The sequence below is a fragment of the Pectobacterium nicotianae genome (genome assembly GCF_023272715.1).
Classification (GTDB): Bacteria; Pseudomonadota; Gammaproteobacteria; order Enterobacterales; family Enterobacteriaceae; genus Pectobacterium; species Pectobacterium brasiliense.
Genome location: NZ_CP096821.1, coordinates 923,698 through 947,025 on the forward strand (window position 1 = coordinate 923,698; position 23,328 = coordinate 947,025).

15 protein-coding genes are annotated in these 23,328 nt (G+C 54.3%); 12 read left to right on the forward strand and 3 right to left on the reverse strand.

Annotated elements, in window-relative coordinates:
* Nucleotides 1-47: 47 nt before the first annotated feature.
* The 3 genes from garL to MYB54_RS04100 all read left to right on the forward strand — a co-directional run bounded on the left by garL (nt 48) and on the right by MYB54_RS04100 (nt 3,115).
* Entirely contained in the window at nt 48-818 is a 771-nt protein-coding gene (gene garL / locus MYB54_RS04090; RefSeq protein ID WP_010309153.1) for a 2-dehydro-3-deoxyglucarate aldolase, read from the forward strand.
* A gap of 89 nt (nt 819-907) precedes the next feature.
* Complete coding sequence (gene garR, locus MYB54_RS04095) at nt 908-1,792, forward strand: 2-hydroxy-3-oxopropionate reductase (RefSeq protein WP_010285153.1); 885 nt, start codon at nt 908-910, stop codon at nt 1,790-1,792.
* 177 nt (nt 1,793-1,969) lie between these two features.
* The gene (locus MYB54_RS04100) at nt 1,970-3,115 is read left to right on the forward strand and encodes a glycerate kinase (protein ID WP_014916492.1); all 1,146 of its coding nucleotides are present in this window, start codon (nt 1,970-1,972) and stop codon (nt 3,113-3,115) included.
* A 378-nt stretch (nt 3,116-3,493) separates the two neighbouring features.
* On the opposite strand, the gene barA is transcribed toward MYB54_RS04100, so the two are convergent.
* A complete protein-coding gene (gene barA / locus MYB54_RS04105) occupies nt 3,494-6,289 on the reverse strand; it encodes a two-component sensor histidine kinase BarA (protein ID WP_248721543.1) in 2,796 nt (931 codons plus the stop codon).
* Nucleotides 6,290-6,406: 117 nt separating this feature from the next.
* Here barA and rlmD point away from each other — a divergent pair, with 117 nt between their 5' ends.
* The 7 genes from rlmD (at nt 6,407) to MYB54_RS04140 (ending at nt 18,160) form a co-directional block, all read left to right on the forward strand.
* Nucleotides 6,407-7,756, forward strand: coding sequence for a 23S rRNA (uracil(1939)-C(5))-methyltransferase RlmD (gene rlmD / locus MYB54_RS04110; RefSeq protein ID WP_248721544.1), 1,350 nt, complete (start codon nt 6,407-6,409; stop codon nt 7,754-7,756).
* Nucleotides 7,757-7,809: 53 nt separating this feature from the next.
* The gene (gene relA / locus MYB54_RS04115; RefSeq protein WP_014916489.1) at nt 7,810-10,044 is read left to right on the forward strand and encodes a GTP diphosphokinase; all 2,235 of its coding nucleotides are present in this window, start codon (nt 7,810-7,812) and stop codon (nt 10,042-10,044) included.
* 388 nt (nt 10,045-10,432) lie between these two features.
* The gene (gene mazG / locus MYB54_RS04120) at nt 10,433-11,245 is read left to right on the forward strand and encodes a nucleoside triphosphate pyrophosphohydrolase (protein WP_248721545.1); all 813 of its coding nucleotides are present in this window, start codon (nt 10,433-10,435) and stop codon (nt 11,243-11,245) included.
* A 226-nt stretch (nt 11,246-11,471) separates the two neighbouring features.
* A complete protein-coding gene (gene pyrG / locus MYB54_RS04125; protein ID WP_014916487.1) occupies nt 11,472-13,109 on the forward strand; it encodes a glutamine hydrolyzing CTP synthase in 1,638 nt (545 codons plus the stop codon).
* Nucleotides 13,110-13,207: 98 nt separating this feature from the next.
* On the forward strand, nt 13,208-14,503 hold the full coding sequence (eno, locus tag MYB54_RS04130; protein ID WP_010305823.1) for a phosphopyruvate hydratase: 1,296 nt from the start codon (nt 13,208-13,210) through the stop codon (nt 14,501-14,503).
* A 379-nt stretch (nt 14,504-14,882) separates the two neighbouring features.
* The gene (locus MYB54_RS04135) at nt 14,883-17,078 is read left to right on the forward strand and encodes a TonB-dependent receptor (RefSeq protein WP_248721546.1); all 2,196 of its coding nucleotides are present in this window, start codon (nt 14,883-14,885) and stop codon (nt 17,076-17,078) included.
* Between the two features lie 5 nt (nt 17,079-17,083).
* A complete protein-coding gene (locus MYB54_RS04140) occupies nt 17,084-18,160 on the forward strand; it encodes an ABC transporter substrate-binding protein (protein ID WP_205593920.1) in 1,077 nt (358 codons plus the stop codon).
* Nucleotides 18,161-18,250: 90 nt separating this feature from the next.
* On the opposite strand, the gene MYB54_RS04145 is transcribed toward MYB54_RS04140, so the two are convergent.
* Together MYB54_RS04145 and MYB54_RS04150 are read right to left on the reverse strand one after the other, a co-directional pair.
* Complete coding sequence (locus MYB54_RS04145; RefSeq protein WP_205593943.1) at nt 18,251-18,928, reverse strand: type 1 glutamine amidotransferase domain-containing protein; 678 nt, start codon at nt 18,926-18,928, stop codon at nt 18,251-18,253.
* Nucleotides 18,929-18,975: 47 nt separating this feature from the next.
* Nucleotides 18,976-20,394, reverse strand: a complete 1,419-nt coding sequence (locus tag MYB54_RS04150) for a coniferyl aldehyde dehydrogenase (RefSeq protein WP_205593921.1) — start codon at nt 20,392-20,394, stop codon at nt 18,976-18,978.
* 170 nt (nt 20,395-20,564) lie between these two features.
* On the opposite strand from MYB54_RS04150, the gene MYB54_RS04155 reads away from it, so the two are divergent.
* Together MYB54_RS04155 and MYB54_RS04160 are read left to right on the forward strand one after the other, a co-directional pair.
* Entirely contained in the window at nt 20,565-21,455 is an 891-nt protein-coding gene (locus MYB54_RS04155) for a LysR family transcriptional regulator (protein ID WP_014916481.1), read from the forward strand.
* Nucleotides 21,456-21,756: 301 nt separating this feature from the next.
* Nucleotides 21,757-23,316 (forward strand): MFS transporter, encoded by a 1,560-nt coding sequence (locus MYB54_RS04160; protein WP_206555409.1) that lies wholly within the window; start codon nt 21,757-21,759, stop codon nt 23,314-23,316.
* Nucleotides 23,317-23,328: the final 12 nt, after the last annotated feature.

The window sequence follows — 23,328 nt, forward strand, 5'->3', positions numbered from 1 at the left end:
AGCGCGCCGCTTCAGGCAAGCGGCGCTGGAATGACCGAGGATAAAAAATGAAGACTCCGCTGTTACCTAACCGTTTTCGCCAGGATTTGCTGCAGGGGAAAACGTTGATTGGCTGCTGGTGTGCGCTGGGCAACCCGATTTCAACTGAAGTACTGGGGCTGGCGGGATTCGACTGGCTGGTGCTGGATGGAGAACATGCGCCTAACGATATCGTGACGTTTATTCCTCAGCTCATGGCGCTGAAAGGCAGCCACAGCGCGCCCGTCGTTCGTCCGCCGTGCAATGAGCCGATCATCATCAAGCGGCTGCTGGATATTGGGTTCAATAACTTCCTGATTCCCTTCGTGGAAACGGCGGAAGAAGCCGCGCGTGCGGTTGCGTCAACGCGTTATCCGCCAGCGGGGATTCGCGGGGTTTCCGTGGCGCACCGTAGCAACTGCTATGGCACCGAACCGGATTACTTCGCCAAGATTAACGACAACATTACCGTCGTGGTGCAAATCGAAAGTCAGGACGGCCTCGACAATCTGGATGCGATTATCGCGGTAGACGGCGTAGATGGCGTATTTGTTGGCCCGAGCGACCTGTCTGCGGCGCTGGGCTATCTCGGTCAGCCTAACCATCCTGACGTGCAAAAGGCGATCCGCCACATCTTCGATCGTACCGCGGCGCATAACAAGCCATGCGGCATTCTGGCTCCGGTTGAGGCCGATGCGCGTCGCTATCTGGAATGGGGCGCAAGCTTCGTTGCCGTCGGTAGCGATCTGGGCGTGTTCCGCAGCGCAACACAAGCGCTGAGCGACAAGTACAAGAAGTAATTCAGTCATTCCGTGCGAATCGGATCCGCCATGAGGCGGGTTCATCGTGAATTGAAGTGATATCTACATCAGACAATGAGGTTAGGGCGATGAAAATTGGTTTTATTGGATTGGGCATCATGGGAAAACCGATGAGTAAAAATCTGCTGAAAGCAGGTTACTCATTAGTCGTGATGGATCGAAATCTGGACGCGGTCGCGGAAGTGGTTGCGGCAGGCGCCACGGCGGCTACAACGCCGAAACAGGTTGCAGAGCAGTGCGATGTCATCATCACCATGCTGCCTAACTCTCCACACGTTAAAGACGTAGTGCTGGGTGAAAACGGCGTCATCGACGGTGCTCGTGCCGGAAGCATTGTGGTGGATATGAGCTCAATCGCCCCGCTTGCTAGCCGTGAAATTGCGACCGCACTGGCTGCGAAAGAGATCGCTATGCTGGACGCGCCGGTCAGTGGCGGTGAGCCTAAAGCGATCGACGGCACGCTGTCCGTGATGGTCGGTGGCGACAAAGCCCAGTTTGACCGCTGCTTTGAGATTCTCAAATCCATGGCGGGTTCCGTTGTACATACCGGTGACATCGGTGCCGGTAACGTGACCAAACTGGCGAATCAGGTGATTGTGGCGCTGAACATTGCCGCCATGTCTGAAGCGTTAGTGCTGGCGACGAAAGCAGGCGTTAACCCGGATCTGGTTTATCAGGCGATCCGCGGTGGTTTGGCGGGCAGCACCGTGCTGGATGCGAAAGCGCCGATGGTGATGGATCGTAACTTTAAGCCGGGTTTCCGCATCGATCTGCATATCAAGGATCTGGCGAACGCGCTGGATACCTCACACGGCGTGGGTGCACAACTGCCGTTAACCGCAGCGGTGATGGAAATGATGCAGGCGCTGAAAGCGGACGATCTGGGATCGGCCGACCACAGTGCGCTGGCGTGCTACTACGAGAAGCTGGCCAAAGTTGAAGTTACGCGATAAGCCGTGAAGCGATAGTCACGAGGCTGGCACAGGATGCCAGCCGACTGGCAGATAATCACTCTGATCTACCTCCTGGGTTTCAGGATTTGCTGCCCTGAACGTTGGCAGGTATAAGCGCCGTTTCATGAGCGCGCGGATTATTGATGCAATCGGAACGTTGATGAAATCGGATCGTTTATGAAAATAGTGATCGCACCGGATTCTTATAAAGAAAGCCTGTCTGCACAAGATGTTGCTACGCAGATTGAAAAGGGATTTCGTGAAATATTTCCCGATGCCTGCTATGTCAAATTGCCTGTTGCAGATGGTGGGGAAGGCACCGTTGAAGCCATGGTTGCTGCGACCGATGGCAAGATTGTGAATGTTAAGGTGACAGGACCGTTAGGCGATAACATCGATGCGTTCTTTGGCCTGTCTGGCGATGAAAAAACGGCTTTTATCGAGATGGCGGCGGCAAGCGGTCTGGAACGTGTGCCTTCGCAACTGCGTAATCCGTTAAAAACCACCAGCTATGGCACGGGCGAGTTGATTCGCTGCGCGTTGGATCACGGTGTTCGGCACTGCATCATCGGAATTGGCGGGAGTGCCACCAATGACGGCGGGTCGGGCATGGTGCAGGCGCTGGGCGCGAAGTTGCTGGATAAGCAGGGCGAACAGATTGGTTTTGGCGGTGGTGAACTCGACAAACTTGAACGCATCGATATCAGCGAGCTGGATGAGCGTATTAAAAATTGCCGCTTTGAAGTGGCCTGCGATGTGACCAACCCGTTGACGGGGAAACAGGGCGCGTCGGCGATTTTTGGCCCTCAGAAAGGGGCAACGCCAGAGATGATTGAACAGCTGGATAATGCGCTGAAGCATTATGCGGCGGTGATTCGCCACGACCTGGATATGGACGTGGAACACGTTCCCGGTGCGGGGGCGGCAGGCGGTATGGGGGCGGCACTACAGGCTTTTTGCGGTGCCGAGCTGCGTCAGGGCATTGAGATTGTTACAGAAGCGTTGGGACTGGATGAACTGGTACGAGACGCCACACTGGTGATTACCGGGGAAGGGCGCATCGACAGTCAGACGATCCACGGCAAAGTACCGATTGGCGTGGCGCGGGTTGCCAAACAGTATAATAAACCGGTGATTGGCATTGCTGGCAGCCTGACGGCAGATGTCGCCGTGGTGCATGAACATGGCCTGGATGCCGTATTCAGCGTGCTTTACAACATCTGCTCACTCGAAGAAGCGCTGGATAATGCGGCAGAGAATGTGCGAATGACGGCACGTAATATCGCTGCCACGATCCGACTGGCGCAGTCGGTATCGCGTTAATGCGATGGCGCTACGGTTAGTCTAGAACCTTTTATCTACTTATTTTTATGCAGACTGAGAGACGGTTTCGTGCGCCACAATACGGCTATTTCATGCTACTTCGCAGCACGCGCCCGACACGGGACGGCTCACACGCCGCTCGCCCCGTGACCCCAGGCTTTCGGCGGAAATTATGCCGCTAACGCGGTACCTTCGTCGATATCCGGCTTTAACGGACCGCTTGCGACACGTTCCAGACGTGGCGCAAGCTTTCGCCGCGTCCTGCGGCTCATCCGAAGCCCGCTATCTCCTCAGCATAATTTTTTACGCCGTATAATAGCAAAGCGCACGAAACTGTCTCTGTAGCCCCATAATATGTAACGAAGAGACAGGGCTTAATTACGAATGCATCGGTTTGATATGCGGCTGGGCGGCTTTGTTGACGTTGTCGATTTCGTCCAGTAGCTCCAGCCATTCGGGTTCCAGATCGCTGGCGTGAATGCCTTTACGCAACTGTTGTTCCAGATAGCGGCAGATGCGTTGCAGGCGCGGAACGCCGCTGTAGCTGCAACTGCCGTGCAGTTTATGAACCAGCTCGATGATGTCATCATCCGTCTGGCCCTTCAGCACGTTTTCTATCTTCCGCTGAACCTCCGGCAAGAAATCCAATAGCATTTGCAGCAGGTCACGCGCCAGTTCCGGCTTGTTGGCCGCCTGTTGCTGCGCCAGCGCCCAGTCGAGTGATAGCTGACTATCGTCGTGCTCGTTCAGTAATCCCGCCATATCGCCCCGATTGCGCTTCAACGGATCTTGCCGTGCATGACGTGTCAGCACGCTTTTCAGCATCTGTTCATCTATCGGTTTAGCCAGATAGTCATCCATACCCGAACGCAGCAGATGCTCGCGCTCACCCGTCATGGTCTGCGCCGTCACCGCGATAATCGGCGTGGTGGCATGGTGAGGAATCTGACGGATCAGCTCGCTGGCGCAAATGCCGTCCATACCCGGCATCTGGATATCCATGAGAATAACGTCGAACTGATGCAGCTCCGCCTGTGCAATCGCATCTTGTCCGCTTTCACACAGGATAATCGTCTCGACCTGCTCTTCCAGCAGCGTGCCGATCAGTTTCAGATTAGCGGGGTTGTCATCCACCGCCATCACGCTCAGCGGCAAACGGGCGGGATGGCGTACGACGCCCTGGTGCGATGCGGCATCGTCCGGCAGAAAAGAGAGCTGGAACAGCGTACTGTCCTGTAACAGTGGCAGCAGGCGTGACGCGGCGAGCGGCTTGCTCAGGCAGGCATGTACGCCGAAGGTTTTCAACTGCTCGGCATCCATTTGCGCGAGGCTGGGCAGCGCCAGAATCACACAGGGCGAACGGCGGCAGATATCGCGCAGTCTGGGCGTGTAGTCGAGCAGGGTGTTGCGATATTGCACAGGAATACCGAGCAGCAGGATATCGAATTCCCCTTCCGGCAGTTGCTCAAACGTCGGGCTGTAGCTCACGATCAGCGGCGTCTGGCTCAGGATATCCAGCGTGGCCTGCGCGGCGATGGGATGGTACTCAACGTAGGCCAGATGTTTGCCTTGCAGCATCGTGTAGGCCGGTTCGGTCGGCATGGCGTGCGGGTTGAGCGGCAGCGTGATATGGAACCAGAAGGTCGATCCCTTGTTGAGCTGGCTCTGGAAACTGATATCGCCACCCATCTCTTTGACCAGACGCTGGGTGATGACCAGCCCAAGCCCCGTACCGCCATGACGGCGCGAAATACTGGTGTCGGCCTGACGGAACGCCTGAAACAGCTGCGATTGCTGCAACTCGGCAATACCGATGCCGGTATCGCGTATTTGCACCTCTAGCTGCACCTGATGAGATTCCTGTCGACGCTTCTCCACCCGAATATCGATGTTGCCCTGCTCGGTGAATTTAATTGCATTGCCCAGCAGGTTGGTGATGATTTGCTGTATTCGCAGCGGATCGCCAACAAACTGTTCAGGCACGTCATTCTGAATACTGAGCGTTAGCTCCAACCCTTTTTCATGTGCCGTGTGCGCCAGAAGCATCACAACGTCGTCCAGCGTGCTGTGCAGCGAGAACGGAATATCTTCCAGAACCAGCTTTCCGGCCTCCAGCTTCGAGAAATCCAGCACATCGTTAATAATATTCAGCAGGTTATTGGCGGACCGTTCGATGGTGAGCAGATAGTCCGTCTGCGTGGTGTTCAGCGGCGTCTTCAACGTCTGGCGGGTGAAACCGATCACGCCATTCAGCGGCGTTCTCAGTTCGTGCGACATATTTGCCAGAAACTCTGATTTGATGCGTGCCGCTTCCTGCGCGCGCTTTTTGGCCAGATCCAGCTCGACGTTCTGGATCTCCATCTGCTCCAGCGTTTCCCGCAGATCGTAGGTCGCCTGATCGATATTTTGCTGCATCTCTTCGTGGTAGGCGGTTAGCGACATCGCCATCGAGTTGATGCCGTTTTTCAGCATATCCAGCTCGCCGAGCATGTAACCTTCGACCCGGCTATCCAACTGCCCACGGCGAATGCGGTCAACGGTATCCACCATATTACGAATCGGGGTGGTGACATCCCGCATCAGACGATAGGCAAAGATGACGGCGGCGCCCAAAGAGAGCAGCAGCAGGAGCGCGGCGATGAAGATTTCCTGATACTGCTGAAGCCGAATGGTGCTGGTATCCAGCTCGATCACCAGATAGCCGAGAGGTGTAGCGGTACCGGGCAGTACCGGTGTGGTTCCACCCGGCATGAATTCGCTGTCATTGACGATCGGCATATGCAGAATCAGCGCATCATTCGTGTGGTGCAGGTGCAGTTTATTGTGTGCAAGCGCATCGCCGCTGAGCGGCTGCAATGTCACGTTGTTGCGTACGTTGGTGGTCGCCAGAAGCTGATTGCGCGCATCGAATACGCTAATGGTACGAATAATCGCGGAGTGACGGCGATGAAGCGTATTGATTAACGCGGGAATCGTGTCCATCTGGCGATGGGTAATGGCGTAAGCGCTGATGGTCGCCAGCGGCTCAATGATACTGGTGCCCGAATCGGCCAGCTGCGACTGCAACTGATTGTAACGATGAATGACGAAGAACGAACTGAGCAGCAGCCCGATCATCAATGTCGGTGCCAAAATCAGTATCAACATCCGTGCACGAAGACTGTATTTGGTCATGGGGTTCCAATGTGGGAGAATTAGAGGATGCTGGGCACCCAATGATGTCATTAGTTATCGGGTACTGCATGTACCTGGTACAGCCGTTCAACTCAAGAGAAAAATCGATAGTACATTATGGCGCAATTCTACTCTCCAAACCGGCGTGTGACGACCCGGAAAGCGATTCCTGCTAAGAACCTCACTGTTACGGTCACGTCGCTTGATCCGTTTGGGCAAGGGGTGGCGCGTCACGACGGCAAGACGGTGTTTGTCACGGGGGTACTGCCGGGAGAGCAGGCCGACGTTCAGTTGACGGAAGAGAAGCGTCAGTTTTCACATGCAAAACTTAAACGCCTTCTGACGCCTAGCCCGCAGCGCGTCGCGCCGCCGTGTCCGCATTTTACCCGCTGTGGCGGCTGCCAGCAGCAGCACGCGGACATCACGCTGCAACAGAGCAGCAAAACGGCTGCATTGGTGCGCCTGATGACGCGGGAAACGGGCGCAGAGCTGCCTGAAGCCTCGCTGATCGCCGGCACACCTTATGCCTATCGGAGGCGCGCGCGGCTTGCGTTATACTTTCAGGCAAAAGAGCAGCGTCTGTTGATGGGCTATCGACAATCAAATTCTCACGATCTGGTGGATATCAAAGCCTGTCCGGTGTTGCGCCCCGAGCTTGAAGCGCTGCTGCAACCGCTGCGCGATTGTTTGAGCCGATTAAAGGCGGTGAAGCGTCTTGGGCATGTGGAGCTGGTGCAGGCGGAGAACGGTCCGCTGCTGGTGCTGAGGCACCTTGATCCGCTCCATTCATCGGATCAGCAGGCGCTGCGTGGCTTTGCGCAGCAGCAGGGTGTTTCGGTTTATCTGGCACCGGATGCCGACTCGCTGACGTGTCTACAGGGTGAAGAACCGGTTTATCACGTTGCCGGGCTGACGCTGGCCTTTAGCCCGCGCGATTTTATTCAGGTCAATGATGCGGTGAACCAGCAGATGGTCGCGCAGGCGCTGGCATGGCTGGATGTGCAACCGCAGGATAGAATATTAGATCTGTTTTGTGGCATGGGTAACTTCACGCTACCGCTGGCACAGCGTGCCGCCAGCGTCGTCGGCGTGGAAGGGGTGACCGCGTTAGTTGAGAAAGGGCGCGAGAATGCCCGACGCAATGGGCTGTCCAATGTCACATTTTTTCACCAAAATCTTGAAGATGACGTCACGCAGCAGCCGTGGGCGGCTCAGGGTTTTGATAAGATATTACTTGATCCGGCACGTGCGGGCGCGGCAGGCGTAATGGAGCAGATAACCAGACTGGCACCGAAACGCGTGGTGTATGTCTCCTGTAACGCCACGACGCTAGCACGCGACAGCAAAGTATTACTGGCCGCTGGTTATCGGCTGGCGAATGTCGCCATGTTGGATATGTTTCCACATACCGGTCACCTTGAATCGATGGCACTGTTTTTGCACGATACCGGCACGCGAAAGGCGTAATAGGCAGCAAAGCAGCGTCGTTTGCAAGGTGAAGGGTAACGTAGGGAGAAATTATGGTTGCGGTAAGAAGTGCGCATTTGAATACGGCAGGTGAATTTGTCCCTGACGCGTGGATTGCTTCACTGGGTATTTCCAGCCAGCAATCGTGTGAACGTTTAGCCGAAACCTGGCGTTACTGTGAGCAGCAAACGCAAGATCACGCCGATGCGTCGCTACTGCTGTGGCGCGGCATTGAAATGGTGGAAATCCTGTCCACGCTGAGCATGGACAATGACAGCATGCGCGCGGCGCTGCTCTTTCCGCTGGCCGATGCGAACGTGGTCGATGAGGCGACACTAGAAGCCGCGTTTGGGAAAAACATCGTTGATTTGGTGCATGGCGTGCGCGATATGGATGCAATTCGCCAGCTCAAAGCGACGCAGAATGATTCCGGCGCGTCTGAGCAAGTCGATAACATCCGCCGCATGCTGCTGGCGATGGTGGAAGATTTCCGCTGCGTGGTGATCAAGCTCGCAGAGCGGATCGCGCATCTGCGTGAAGTGAAGGATGCCCCGGAAGAAGAACGGGTATTGGCGGCCAAAGAGTGTACCAATATCTATGCGCCGCTGGCTAACCGCCTGGGTATCGGCCAGTTGAAGTGGGAGCTGGAAGATTTCTGCTTCCGCTATCTGCATCCTGATGAATATAAAAAAATCGCCAAACTTCTGCACGAGCGCCGTATCGATCGTGCGCAGTACATTGACGATTTTGTCAAAACGCTGCGCAACGCGATGAAAGAAGAGGGCGTGCAGGCGGAGATCTACGGTCGTCCCAAGCATATCTACAGCATCTGGCGCAAGATGCAGAAGAAAGCGCTGTCGTTCGATGAGCTGTTCGATGTGCGTGCGGTACGTATTGTCGTTGAGCGCTTGCAGGACTGCTACGGTGCGCTCGGTATCGTGCATACCCACTATCGCCATCTGCCGGACGAGTTCGACGACTACGTCGCTAACCCTAAACCAAACGGCTATCAGTCCATCCACACCGTGGTGTTAGGGCCGGGTGGAAAGACGCTCGAAATCCAGATTCGTACGCGGCAGATGCATGAAGATGCCGAACTGGGCGTGGCGGCACACTGGAAATACAAAGAAGGCACCTCCGTGGGCGGGCGCTCCGGCTACGAAGGCCGCATTGCCTGGCTGCGTAAACTGCTTGCCTGGCAGGAAGAAGTGGCGGATTCGAATGACGTACTGGACGAAGTGCGCAGCCAGGTGTTTGACGATCGGGTTTATGTCTTTACGCCGAAAGGCGATGTGGTGGATCTCCCCACGGGCTCCACGCCGTTGGATTTTGCCTATCACATCCACAGTGATATCGGGCACCGCTGCATCGGGGCGAAAATCGGCGGACGTATCGTGCCGTTTACCTACCAACTGCAAATGGGCGATCAGATTGAAATCATCACCCAGAAGCAACCGAACCCGAGCCGTGACTGGCTGAACCCGAATCTGGGGTATATCACCACCAGTCGCGGACGTTCGAAGATTCAGAACTGGTTCCGTAAGCAAGATCGCGACAAGAACATTCTGGCGGGTCGACAGATTCTGGATGACGAACTGGCGCATCTGGGGGTCAGCCTGAAAGCAGCCGAAAAACTGCTGTTGCCACGCTACAACGTGAATTCACTGGATGAGTTACTGGCTGCTATTGGCGGCGGTGATGTTCGCCTGAACCAGATGGTGAATTTCCTGCAATCGCAGCTAAAACAGCCGAGCGCGGAAGAACTGGATCGTGAAGCGCTGCGCCAGCTGACGCAAAAATCGCATCAGCCACCGGCACGCAACACGAAGGACAACGGCCGCGTGGTGGTAGAAGGTGTCGGCAATCTGATGCACCACATTGCCCGCTGCTGTCAGCCGATTCCGGGCGATGAGATCACTGGGTTTATCACGCGAGGCCGGGGTATTTCGATTCACCGTGCCGACTGTGAACAGCTGGACGAACTGCGCGCCAGTTCGCCGGAACGTATCGTCGATGCCGTCTGGGGCGAAAGCTACTCCAGCGGTTATTCGCTGGTGGTGAGGGTGATTGCTAACGATCGTAGCGGGCTGCTGCGGGATATCACCACGATTCTGGCGAATGAGAAGGTCAATGTACTGGGCGTCGCCAGCCGCAGCGACACGAAGCAGCAACTGGCCACGATTGATATGGATATCGAGATCTACAACCTGCAGGTGCTGAGCCGCATTCTGGCGAAGCTCAACCAACTGCCGGATGTGATTGATGCGCGGCGCCAGCAGGGGGCGTAAATGATGGTTTCACTATCAGCCAGTTGAAAACCTTGTTCGAGTGTGGTGAAAAGTTTCGTGCGTGCTTAGCAATATTGTTCTTTGTGGCACCAGTGCCACGCCCGACTGAGGGATGCTCAGGTGCCGCATCCCTCAGAACCCTGGCTTTTGGCGATAATTGTGCCGCGTTGCGGTTCCCTCGATGTACATGTCCTCTGTCGAGCCACCTGTGACGCGTTCCATACGCGGCACAGGCTTTCGCCGCGTCCATGCGGCTCACTCGGCGGTCATGTGCATCTCAGCACAATTTTTTACGCCGTTGAAATGAAAATAGTGATGTCTTGACGCTTTTTAGCCGAAGTTGGCTGCTGTGTTTTGCTATTTTTATACACATTTTTTCAGGAATATTATGACCGTATCTTTGACGAACTTATCCTCCGTCGAGCGCCTGCTCGCCATCATGAAAACCCTGCGCGATCCTGAAAACGGCTGTCCGTGGGACAAGAAACAGACGTTTGACACTATCGCGCCCTATACGCTGGAAGAAACGTATGAAGTGCTGGATGCCATCAGCCGTCAGGATTTTGATGATTTGCGCGGTGAGTTAGGGGATTTGCTGTTTCAGGTGGTGTTTTACGCGCAGATGGCGCAGGAAAAGGGCCTGTTCGATTTCTCTGACGTGTGTAACGCCATCAGCGACAAATTGGAACGCCGCCACCCGCATATTTTCGGCGACCTGACGTTGACGGACAGCGATGCCGTGCTGGCAAACTGGGAACAGACCAAAGCGGAGGAGCGTGCGGAGAAAGATCGTCACTCACCGTTGGATGACATTCCTGATGCGCTGCCTGCCCTGATGAAAGCGCAAAAAATTCAGCAACGTTGTGCGTCTGTGGGCTTCGATTGGGACAGCCTGGGCCCGGTGCTCGATAAAGTGTATGAAGAGATCGATGAGGTGATGTTTGAGGCGCGGCAAGCCGTTGTCGATGAAGAAAAATTAGGTGAAGAGATTGGTGATTTATTGTTCGCCACAGTCAATCTCTCTCGTCACCTGGGGCACAAGGCTGAGAATGCATTGCAGGCGGCAAATCGCAAGTTCACTCGTCGTTTTCGTGAGGTAGAACAAATCGTTACGGCATCGGGAAAAACGCTGGAACAGGCGACGCTGGATGAAATGGAAGCGGCATGGCAGCAGGTGAAAAAACAGGAAATAGGCCATTAATCCATTTTTAATCACAAACCGTATTTTTATCGATTTTAATGCGGTTATTGTATTGTTATTAAAGGTAATTATTGGTTGCGATAAGGGCGGTTTTATCTCGCCTTCGAGTGTGTTGGAATCGCCACATTGTGTAAAACGAACATTTGTGGCGTTCATCAGGTTCAGGTATACTACTTTCCCGTCTTGGTACCTCCATCGTCTTTAAACCTAAACTCTCAGGTTCAGCATGACAACTAATTATATTTTTGTGACCGGCGGGGTCGTTTCCTCTCTGGGTAAAGGCATTGCCGCAGCCTCTCTGGCGGCTATTCTTGAAGCCCGTGGCCTCAACGTTACCATCATGAAACTGGACCCGTACATCAACGTGGATCCGGGCACGATGAGCCCGACGCAGCACGGTGAAGTGTTTGTCACCGAAGACGGCGCCGAAACCGATCTGGACTTGGGTCACTACGAGCGTTTCATCCGCACGAAAATGTCGCGCCGCAACAACTTCACCACTGGCCGTATCTACTCTGATGTCCTGCGCAAAGAGCGTCGTGGTGACTATCTGGGCGCGACTATTCAGGTGATTCCACATATCACCAACGCGATTAAAGAGCGCATCATTGAAGGTGGCGAAGGCCACGATGTCGTTCTGGTCGAAATCGGCGGTACCGTCGGCGATATCGAATCTTTGCCGTTCCTTGAAGCGATTCGGCAGATGGCGGTGCAAGTGGGCCGCGAACACACGCTGTTTATGCACCTGACGCTGGTGCCGTATCTGGCGGCAGCGGGCGAAGTGAAAACCAAGCCGACGCAGCACTCCGTTAAAGAACTGCTTTCCATCGGTATTCAGCCTGACGTGCTGATTTGCCGTTCCGACCGCACCGTGCCGGCCAACGAGCGTGCAAAAATTGCTTTATTCTGTAATGTGCCAGAAAAAGCAGTAATCTCCCTTAAAGACATTGATTCGATTTATAAAATCCCGTCGCTATTGAAATCACAGGGGCTGGACGATTATATTTGTAAACGATTCAGCTTGAACTGCCCTGAAGCGAACCTGTCAGAATGGGAACAGGTTGTGTATGAAGAAGCGAATCCGGGCGGTGAAGTCACTATCGGTATGGTCGGCAAATATGTTGCGCTGCCGGATGCCTACAAATCCGTGATTGAAGCCCTGAAACACGGCGGGTTGAAGAATCGCCTGACGGTGAATATCAAGCTGATCGACTCACAGGATGTTGAAACCCGTGGTGTCGACGTATTGAAAGATTTAGACGCGATCCTGATTCCAGGCGGTTTTGGCTATCGTGGTGTCGAAGGGAAAATCATGTCGGCGCGCTACGCCCGTGAGAACAATATCCCTTATCTGGGCATTTGCCTGGGGATGCAGGTCGCATTAATGGAATTTGCCCGTAACGTTGCCGGAATGGAAGGCGCAAACTCAACGGAGTTTATGCCAGACTGTAAGTATCCGGTGGTTGCGCTGATCACCGAATGGCGTGATGAGAATGGCAATGTTGAAGTCCGTGATGAAGCTAGCGATCTGGGCGGCACCATGCGCGTTGGCGGGCAGCAATGCCATCTGACCGAAGGCAGTCTGGTGCGTCAGATGTACGGTGAGCAGACGATTATCGAACGTCACCGTCATCGTTATGAAGTTAACAACATGCTGTTGAAACAGATTGAAGCGGCGGGATTACGGGTTGCTGGTCTTTCCGCCGACCGCAAACTGGTGGAGATTGTTGAATTACCCGATCATCCCTGGTTCGTTGCCTGTCAATTCCACCCGGAATTCACGTCAACGCCGCGAGATGGACATCCCCTGTTTGCCGGCTTTGTGAAAGCCGCTGGCGCGTACCAGAAGCGTCAGGTGAAGTAAGAGTTATATCAGCAACGCGCGATCGCTATCGCGCGTTGTTCGTCTAGGGTTTTAGTTCTATCTAAAGTTTTAGTTTAACTTGTACTGAGGAAAATCTAATGTCCAAAATTGTTAAAGTCATCGGCCGTGAAATCATCGACTCACGCGGAAACCCAACTGTTGAAGCGGAAGTTCATCTGGAAGGTGGTTTTGTAGGTCTGGCTGCTGCGCCATCAGGAGCTTCTACTGGCTCTCGCGAAGCGCTGGAACTGCGTGACGGTGACAAATCCCGTTTTCTGGGCAAAGGCGTAACGAAAGCCGTTGCTGCTGTTAACGGCCCGATTGCTCAGGCTGTTCTGGGTAAAGACGCGAAAGATCAGGCGAACATCGACAAGATCATGATCGACCTGGACGGTACTGACAACAAATCTCAGTTCGGTGCTAACGCTATTCTGGCTGTTTCTCTGGCTGCCGCTAAAGCAGCAGCAGCGTCAAAAGGCCTGCCGCTGTATGCTCACATCGCTGAACTGAACGGCACCCCAGGTAAATACTCTATGCCACTGCCAATGATGAACATCATCAACGGCGGCGAGCACGCGGATAACAACGTTGATATCCAAGAGTTCATGATTCAGCCTGTTGGCGCGAAAACCCTGAAAGAAGCCATCCGTATGGGTTCTGAAGTGTTCCACACCCTGGCTAAAGTTCTGAAATCCAAAGGTATGGGTACAGCTGTTGGTGACGAAGGCGGCTACGCGCCTAACCTGGGTTCCAACGCCGAAGCGCTGGCTGTTATCGCTGAAGCGGTAAAAGCAGCAGGCTACGAACTGGGCAAAGACATCACGCTGGCGATGGACTGTGCAGCGTCTGAATTCTACAAAGACGGTAAATACGTTCTGGCTGGCGAAGGCAACAAAGCGTTCACCTCTGAAGAATTCACTCACTTCCTGGAAGATCTGACTAAACAATACCCAATCGTCTCTATCGAAGACGGTCTGGACGAATCTGATTGGGCTGGCTTCGCTTACCAGACTAAAGTTCTGGGCGACAAAATCCAGCTGGTTGGTGACGATCTGTTCGTAACCAACACCAAGATCCTGAAAGAAGGTATCGAGAAAGGCATCGCTAACTCCATCCTGATCAAATTCAACCAGATCGGTTCTCTGACCGAAACGCTGGCTGCAATTAAAATGGCGAAAGATGCAGGCTACACGGCTGTTATCTCTCACCGTTCAGGCGAAACTGAAGATGCCACCATCGCTGACCTGGCAGTAGGTACAGCGGCTGGCCAGATCAAGACCGGTTCTATGAGCCGTTCTGACCGTGTTGCTAAATACAACCAGCTGATTCGTATCGAAGAAGCACTGGGTGATGCTGCACCGTTCAATGGCCTGAAAGAAGTTAAAGGCCAGTAATTACGTTTCTGGTGTCATCAGGCTGCGGATAAAACGGCCTGATATACGCCAACGTGATTAACCATAAAAATCCAGAAGCGTGAAAACGTTTCTGGATTTTTTTTGCCGGACATCCCTGTGCTTCACCCTTCGCGCCGTTGCTGTGCAACGTTGAAAAATGCTCTGTTCCTTCCTTTCTTTGGATATCCGCTGCCCACTTTGTGGTATCGGCTATACTCCCCGTTTTTATATTTTAATTTTTAAAATTCAACGTTTTATAAAATAAATCCCTCTATGGCTCGCCTTATTTTCTTTTTGTCATGTCTGTATAGTATGCGGCGATATATAAAAGTTTACATATCGATTGTTGACATAATATTGACCAACAGGGACATAGCAGATGAAGGCCCCAAGAAAAAATAATAGAAAAAAAGCACAGTGGTTATTGCCAGTATTAATGGTGGTTGTTCCACCGGTATTGAGCGCCGAACCGACAACCAGCAAGGTCAACGAAAAGGCAAAAGCGGCCGACGTTATGGTCGTCAAGGCAGAACGCAGTGAGGCGAATGCGAATCTGGCTGGCGCAGGCATGACGACCGATGATGTGGAGATCGGGCCATTAGGCAAACGCTCAAGGCTGGATACGCCGTATTCGACCACGACCGTGACGGAAGCCATGATTGCCAATCAGCAGGCGAAGAACGTTAACGACCTCCTGAAATACAGCGCGTCCAGCCAGATGCAGGCGCGGGGCGGCATTGACGTCGGTCGCCCGCAGAGTCGCGGTATGCAAGGTGATGTGCTGGCGAACAGCCGGTTGGATGGATTAAACATTATTTCCACCACGGCGTTCCCAGTCGAAATGCTGGAGCGGCTGGATGTGATTAACAGCCTGACTGGCGCGCTGTATGGACCTGCCAGCCCGTCCGGCCAGTTTAACTTCACACAAAAAAGGCCGACGGCTCAAACGCTGAACCGCTTTACCGCAGGCTATTCCGGTAAAGGCGCAGCAATGGGCCATGCCGATCTGGGCGGACATCTGGGTGACGAAAACCAGTTCGGTTATCGCATCAACCTGCTGCACGATGAAGGCGAGGGGAGTATCAGCAACAGCACGCTGAGACGGCAACTTGCCAGCGTGGCGTTTGACTGGAACCTCTCGCCCGATACGGTGTTGGAAGTGAATGCCAGCGAGTATCGCTTCAGAAAAATGGGCTATGCCGGTAGCTTTTCTTATGACAATGCAACCCAGTTACCCGGTGCTCCGGATGTGACGAAGCAGGGATACGGACAGAGCTTTGCGGGTCTCGATCTCATTACCAAAACAGCGAGCACCCGCCTTAAGCACTATTTCAATAATAACTGGTATGCCTCGGGCGGGGTGGGTTATCAAACCGCCGATCGCGGTATGCGCTCGTTGGGACACGCGATTCAAAAAGACGGAACGGTTACATCTAAATTGAGCCAGCCTTACTCTGCGGGACGCTTTAAGGTATTGAGCAATACGCTACAACTGAACGGCCACATTGATACAAACGGGCCTTCTCATGACGTGGTATTTAGCACCACGGGATATCAGTGGACGAGGTATGCCTCTCCAGGGAATCCGAAATCCTATCCGTTAGGTTCCAGTGCGTTTGATACGCCACGCACTTACACCGACCCTAGTGACGGGCGTTTTTATGTCGGTTCTGGTTACTCTAAATCCGGCCGTGATAGCCAGCAGGCCATCACCGTTGGTGATACCATCACGTTCAACGATCGCTGGTCGGCCATGGGCGTCGTGAGCCAAAGTTGGATCACTTCACGCAATTTCAATACTGGCGTTGTGCAACGTGCCACAGGTACTAGCCCGACGTTGTCTCTGATGTACAAACCCTTGCCTAACGTGATGACCTATGTTGCCTATGCGGATTCGCTGGAGCAGGGCGGGACCGCGCCTGCGAAGGATTCAGGCAATCTGGTGATAAATGCAGGGCAAACGCTCAAGCCTTACCGTAGTACCCAGTATGAAGCGGGGGTGAAATCGCAGTGGGATGGGATGAACCTGAATGCGGCTCTTTTCCGTCTGGAACGGCCTTTTGCGTACGTATCAGACAACGTGTTCAAAGAGCAGGGTAATCAGGTTAACACGGGGCTGGAGTTGATGGCGGATGGTGAAGTGCTTTCCGGTTTGCATCTCTATGGCAGCATGACGCTGCTGGATCCTAAATTAGAAGACACTAAAGATTCAGCAACACGTAATCAGCGGGTGGTCGGGGTGCCAAAGATTCAGGCCAATCTGCTGACGGAATACAGCCATCCGTCTGCACCCAATCTGGTCTATATGGCGAATCTTCACTACACCGGTAAACGCGCGGCGAATGACACTAACACCGCTTGGGCGGGTAGCTACTTCACGCTGGATTTGGGCACGCGCTACGGCTTTAAGCTGTACGATAAGCCCGCGGCGTTTCGTGTTGCGCTCAATAACGTCACCAATGAACGCTACTGGGCTTCTATTTTCCCCGGCGACATTAACGGTATTAATAGTGGAGCCAACGCGTTCGCCGGTGAACCGCGTGAGATCCGCGCTTCTCTGACCGTTGACTGGTGAGTGTGATGCTGAAACGTAACCTTACCACGCGGTATCGCGAGTATTTGCTCAATGCGTTAGTGCTGTTGGCGGTGAGTTTTTCTGGTGTGCATTGGGTTCAGGCGGAGACGCCTGAACCACCGCAGCGGACGATTCACTATTACGGCGATCGCACGGTGACGGTGCCCGCGACGGTTGAGCGAGTTGCCACCTCGTGGAATGCGCAAAACTCGATACTGGCTATGCTGGGCTATGGCGATCGTATTGTCGGGACGACGAAGCTCGTGCGCGATATGCCGCTGTTCCGCCAGTTTGTTCCGTCTATTACGCAGGCGTCGCTGGTCGCTCATAGCGGAAACATGGGAATCAATACGGAAGCGCTGATCTCTCGCCGTGCTCAGGTCTTTTTCGTATCGGACAGCGTACCGGTTGCTGAAGCGGAGGCGCTGAATAAAGCGGGGATCGCTATTGTGCCGCTCCGCTATAACTCGCTGGCGGCGATGGTTGAACGCACGCTGATTACCGGTGAGGTTCTGGGGTCGGACGCATCGCGTCGGGCGCAGGATTTTGCTGCCTACTATCAGGATAACGTCAGGCGTGTGACAGAGGTGATCCAGCATATCCCGTCACAGCAGCGTGTGAAGGTCTACCATGCGGTTGGCGATCCGTTAACGACATCGGGACGTCCTTCACTGAATCAGGACTGGATGGATCTGGGCGGCGCGATCAACGTGGCAGAACCGTGGTTTAGCCGTTCTGGTGTGACAACCGCGCCCGTGTCGCTTGAGCAGATTTTTCAGGCCGATCCCGATGTGATTATTACGATGCGGGCTGACGATGCGAAGGCGATTCGTCAGGATGCGCAGTGGCAGCAGCTACGGGCGGTAAAACAGGGGCGCGTTTATGCGAATCCGCTAGGGATGTTCTGGTGGTGTCGGGAAACGTCGGAGCAGGCGTTGCAATTTCTTTGGCTGGCAAAAACGCTGTATCCGCAGCAGATGCAGCACATTGATATGGCAAAAGAGACGCATGACTTCTATCAGCGCTTTTACGGTATCGATTTAACCGCGCAGCAGGTGGATACAATATTATCTCCACCCTGAGATATGCCGAGGTGGAGTACTTAATGGCAGGGCCGCATCGTGATGCGGCCCTGTTTTTTTAGACACAGACAAATGAGGGTATAGCGCGGATTAAGCCAGCTGTTTAAGAATCGCTTTAGCAACCACTTCCGAGCTTGCCGGGTTCTGGCCGGTGATCAGTTTGCCGTCTTCAACGAGGTACGGCGCCCAGTCTGGGCCTTTTTCATACAGGCTGCCGAGTTTCTTGAACTCATCCTCAATCAGGAAAGGCACCACGTCCGTCAACTGAACCGCTTCTTCTTCACCGTTGGTGAAGCCTGTCACTTTGCGGCCTTTAATCAGCGCGTCGCCATTTTCTGCTTTCACGTGAATCAGTACGCCCGGCGCGTGGCAGACAAAACCGGTCGGCTTGTTGGCGCGTACAAAGGCTTCGATGAGCGCGATAGAGACCGGTGATTCTGCCAAATCCCAGAGCGGGCCGTGACCGCCAGGATAGAAGACGGCATCGAAATCCTGTTCATTGACGGTATCGAGTTTTACCGTATTCGCCAGTTCCTGCTGTGCGGCAGGGTCTGCTTTAAAGCGATGCGTCAGCTCGGTTTGAAAATCGGCCAGATCGCTTTTCGGGTCGAGAGGCGGCTGACCGCCAGCAGGGGAGGCGAGTACCAGCTCGGCACCGGCGTCTTTAAAGGTGTAATAAGGGGCAGCAAACTCTTCCAGCCAGAAGCCAGTTTTATTACCCGTGTTGCCCAGTTTGTCGTGAGAAGTCAGGACCATTAAAATTTTCATCATTTTTCTCTCTATAGTTGCAGGATGATCGGGTGAATCGCTGCTGTTTACCCTTTGAGGACGGCGACAATTGCGTCTTGTTTCTCATGGTAAGGCGCACGCAGTGTTAGGTTAGACGCGCCATCTTCACTCTGTATGACAATCGGTTTGGCATGGCTGAAGCGGCGGAATCCGTGAACGCCGTGATATGCACCGATGCCGGATGCGCCAACGCCGCCGAACGGAAGTGTGTCGATAGACACGTGCGTCATCACATCGTTGATAACCAGCGCGCCGGATGTTGTTCTGGCTGCGAAACGCTGCTGCATAGCGTCATCGTTGCTGAACAGATACGCCGCCAGCGGGCGTGGGTGCGCATTGATGTAGTGAATCGGTTCTTCTGCTGCCTGATAGATTTTAATCGGCAGCAGCGGGCCAAAAATTTCTTCCTGCATGATCGTCATATCATCATGTACGCCGAACACCAGATGCGGGGCAATCTTGCGGCTTTTCGCATCGTAGGGCGCTTCGCCTTCCGGTGCCAGGCTGACGACGGTTGCGCCCTGCTGTTCAGCCTCTTTCAGAATACGAATCAGGCGATCGTAATGCCTGTCAGCAATGATAGACGTGTAATCTGGGTTCGCCTGTAACGTCGGGAAACTTTTCTGCATAAAGGCTTTCGCGGCATCGCGGAAAGCCTGCTCCTGACCTTCGGGCAGCAGAACGTAGTCCGGTGACAGGCAGATTTGCCCGGCGTTGAAGGTTTTCACCGTCAGCGTGCGTTCAACGGCTTCGGTAATATCTGCGCTACGATCGATGACGACTGGTGATTTGCCACCCAGCTCCAGCGTGACCGGCACCAGATTCTCTGCTGCCGCACGCATCACATGTTTCCCGACGGCAGTACTGCCGGTAAAGACCAGATGATCGAACGGCAGTTCGCTGAATGCCTGACCGATTTCTGCATCACCCAGCACCACGGCCAATTCCAGCGGATCAAAATAGTGGGCAATCAATTCCGCCAGCAGTTCAGATGTGCGTGGCGTGAGTTCTGACGGTTTCAGAATCGCGGTATTACCAGCGGCAAAAATATCAGCCAGCGGGCCGAATGACAGGTTTACTGGGAAATTCCACGGGCTGATTACCCCGATCACGCCCAGAGGCTGATGCTGGATCCACGCCTGCATGCCGGGAGCGGGTTCATCAACAGGTTCTGGCTGCATCCAGCGTTCAACGTTGTCGATGGCGTTCTGAAGTATTTTCAGCGTGATGCCGATGTCGGCGGCGAAGGAGTGGTACAGGCTGCGATGGCCGAAATCATCACTCATGGCCTGTGCGAGCGCGGCATGGTTTTCACGGAGCAGATTGATGCTGCGCTGTAAGCGATCTTGACGCAGCGCGGCATCGGCTGGGCCAGATGCAATGTGAGCACGCTTCATCGTATTCAGGATGGCTTGTAAATCCTTTTTGGATTGTTGTGTCGACATGTTTTGTCCCCTTTTTTGTCGTCGAGTACCAGAGAAAACAGAAAGTTAGCCGGGGTTTCCGGGTCACTCAAGATGGGATAAAGGATACGGCAGGGGTTGATCCACCCGCCAACAAGATTATTATTCGAGGGGTATAAATAATTTTATGTCTCAGTCTCTATAGGTACCGTATGTCACTCATTCGTCTACGCACATTTGTGGAAGTCTATCGGCAGCGCTCGATTAGCGGAGCGTCGCGCGCGCTTAATCTGACTCAGCCTGCGGTGTCGCAGCACATTGCCGGACTGGAGGTGGCGGTGGGACGGCGGCTTTTTGAGCGTCAGGCGAATGGTGTGACGCCAACGTCGGCGGCAGATGACTTAGCGGCGGATCTGGGGGACAAGCTCGATGAGGCCGAGGCGGCGCTGGCCTCCGCCCGCGCGAGGTCAATGGACGTCGCGGGGACGCTGCATATCATTGGCCATGCGGATTTCATGGCCGAAGTGGTGTCGGAACAGCTACTGCCGCTGCTTGAGGCGGGCGTGCGGGTGCATATGCATACCGGCGACGGCGATTTGATTAAACAGATGCTGCTGGAAGGGCACTGTGATTTGGGCATAACGGCGCATCCGGTGACGGATAAGCGACTGAAAAGCGATCTGTTAAAGAGTGCGACACTACAGGCGGTAGCGGCTCCCGCGATTGTCGAACGGCTATTGCAGACGGGCGATCTGCCTCAGGCGCTGGCGCAGGAACCGATGCTGGCGTATGACCTTGAATTTCCTCTGATCGATCACTGGTTGAAGAAGAACCGCATGGAGGACAAGGGACTGGTGCCTGCCGTGGTGAGTCAGGATCTGCGTGCGCTGCGTCGCGTGCTGACCAGTGGATTTGGCTGGACGGTGATGCCGGTGTATTTATGTCAGGATCTGCTGGATACGGGGGATCTTGCCATTATTCCGCCTCCTGTTGGCACAACGCAGCTGGATTACTATCTGGCCTGGGTGCCGGGGGCTCTGCGCCAGCCGCGTTTAGCCCACGCGCGGCAAACCTTCCTATGGCGATTACAGCACGCTGAATAGCGCCAGTCCCTGCTAAAAAAACGCTATTTTTCAAGACATCACGAGGCAACGTCCGTTGGCGACGTTGCCTCTTTTCCTGCTGACTTCCTATCTTCTATCCTGTGATCGCCATAAACGAACTGCGGGTTTCGTTCAGTTAAAATGGCTTTTTATAAAATCTTTGACGCGGATCGCACCAATCTTCCCTGTGCTGCCAGCGCGGGACGCGTGGTGGCAAAAGCGCAAAGGTTTTCACGATCGCCGGGCGCTACCGTATCAGCGTGACACCTTCATAATTAAAAATGTTCGGGGAAGGATGGCGATGAAAACGCGTAAGATCGGTTTGGCTAACTATTTAGCCTACGGTTCAGGGGACTTTCTTGGTGCTGGTACAACGGCGCTGACGGCCGCTTGGTTACTCTATTTTTACACCACGTTTTGTGGCTTAACGCCGATTGAGGCAACGTTTATTTTTGCGATGGCGCGTGTGCTTGATGCCGTCGTCAGCCCGCTGATGGGCTTTCTGACTGATAACTTCGGTTCAACCTGGCTGGGCAAACGCTTTGGCCGCCGCAAGTTCTTTATTCTGCTCGGTATTCCCTTCGTGTTCAGCTACAGCTTCATGTGGGTCGGGGATATGAGCTATTGGTACTATCTACTGACGTACCTGCTGTTCGATATCGTTTATACGATGGTGCTGGTGCCGTATGAAACGCTGGTGCCGGAAATGACCGACGATTTCAAACAGAAGACCAAGTTCTCCGGCGCACGCATCGCGCTGGCGCAGCTGTCCGCGATTTTGGCTGCGTTCCTGCCGGGCATCCTGCTGGGCTACTTTGGTAAAGACAACGCCATTTCCTTCTTCTATTCGAGTCTGGTGTTCTCCGTTATCTGTGCGCTGGTGTTGACGCTGGTCTATTTCTTTACCTGGGAACGGCCGCGCGATCAGATGTCGGAAGCGTCGCTGCGGGCGGAGAAAGAGCGCCAGTCTCTGACGTTAGGCCAAAGCCTGAAACGGCTGAACGTCGAGCTGGTTTCCACGCTGCGTATTCGCATCTTCCGTCAGCATCTTGGGATGTATCTGGGCGGGTATATCGCGCAGGACGTGTTTAACGCCGTGTTCACTTACTACGTGGTCTTTGTGCTGATGCAAAGCCCGACCATGGCGTCTAACCTGATGGGAACGATGGCGATTCTGCAATTCATTGCGGTGATCGGCATGATTCCGCTGTGTATCCGCTTTGGGCCAGCCCCGTCTTACCGCTTGGCCGTGTGCCTGTTTGGCGTGAGTGCGCTTTCCTACGCCGTCCTGTGGTACAGCGGCCTGCATGACACCCTCTCTCTGCTGCTGTTGATTTCTGCGCTGGCGGGTATCGGGCGCGGCGGGATCAACTACGTGCCGTGGAATACCTACACTTACATCGCCGACGTGGATGAAGTGATTACTGCACAGCGTCGCGAGGGGATCTTCGCCGGGATTATGACGCTGACTCGCAAAGCCTCGCAGGCCGGTGCGGTGATGCTGGTGGGTATTGTGTTGCAGCTATCCGGCTTTGTGTCCGGACAGAGCGTACAGGCACCGGGCGTTAGCCACACGATTCTGATGATTTTGAGCTTCGGCACTGTGGGTGTGCTGGCGCTGGGCTTCCTGGTTTCTCTGCGCTTTAAACTCAACCTGCAAACGCACAGCGTGCTGCGGGAAGAGACGCTGAAAATGCGTGAGGCCGGGCGTCCTGTGCCGGAGAACATTACGCCGCAGGCGCGGGCAACGGTCGAAATGCTGGCTGGTATGCCGTATGAATCGCTGTGGGGCAATAACAACATCGGCTATCTGAATCGCCATAAAGGTGATAAGCCGGTCACGCACGCCACGCAGTCGTAACTGTATTGAACT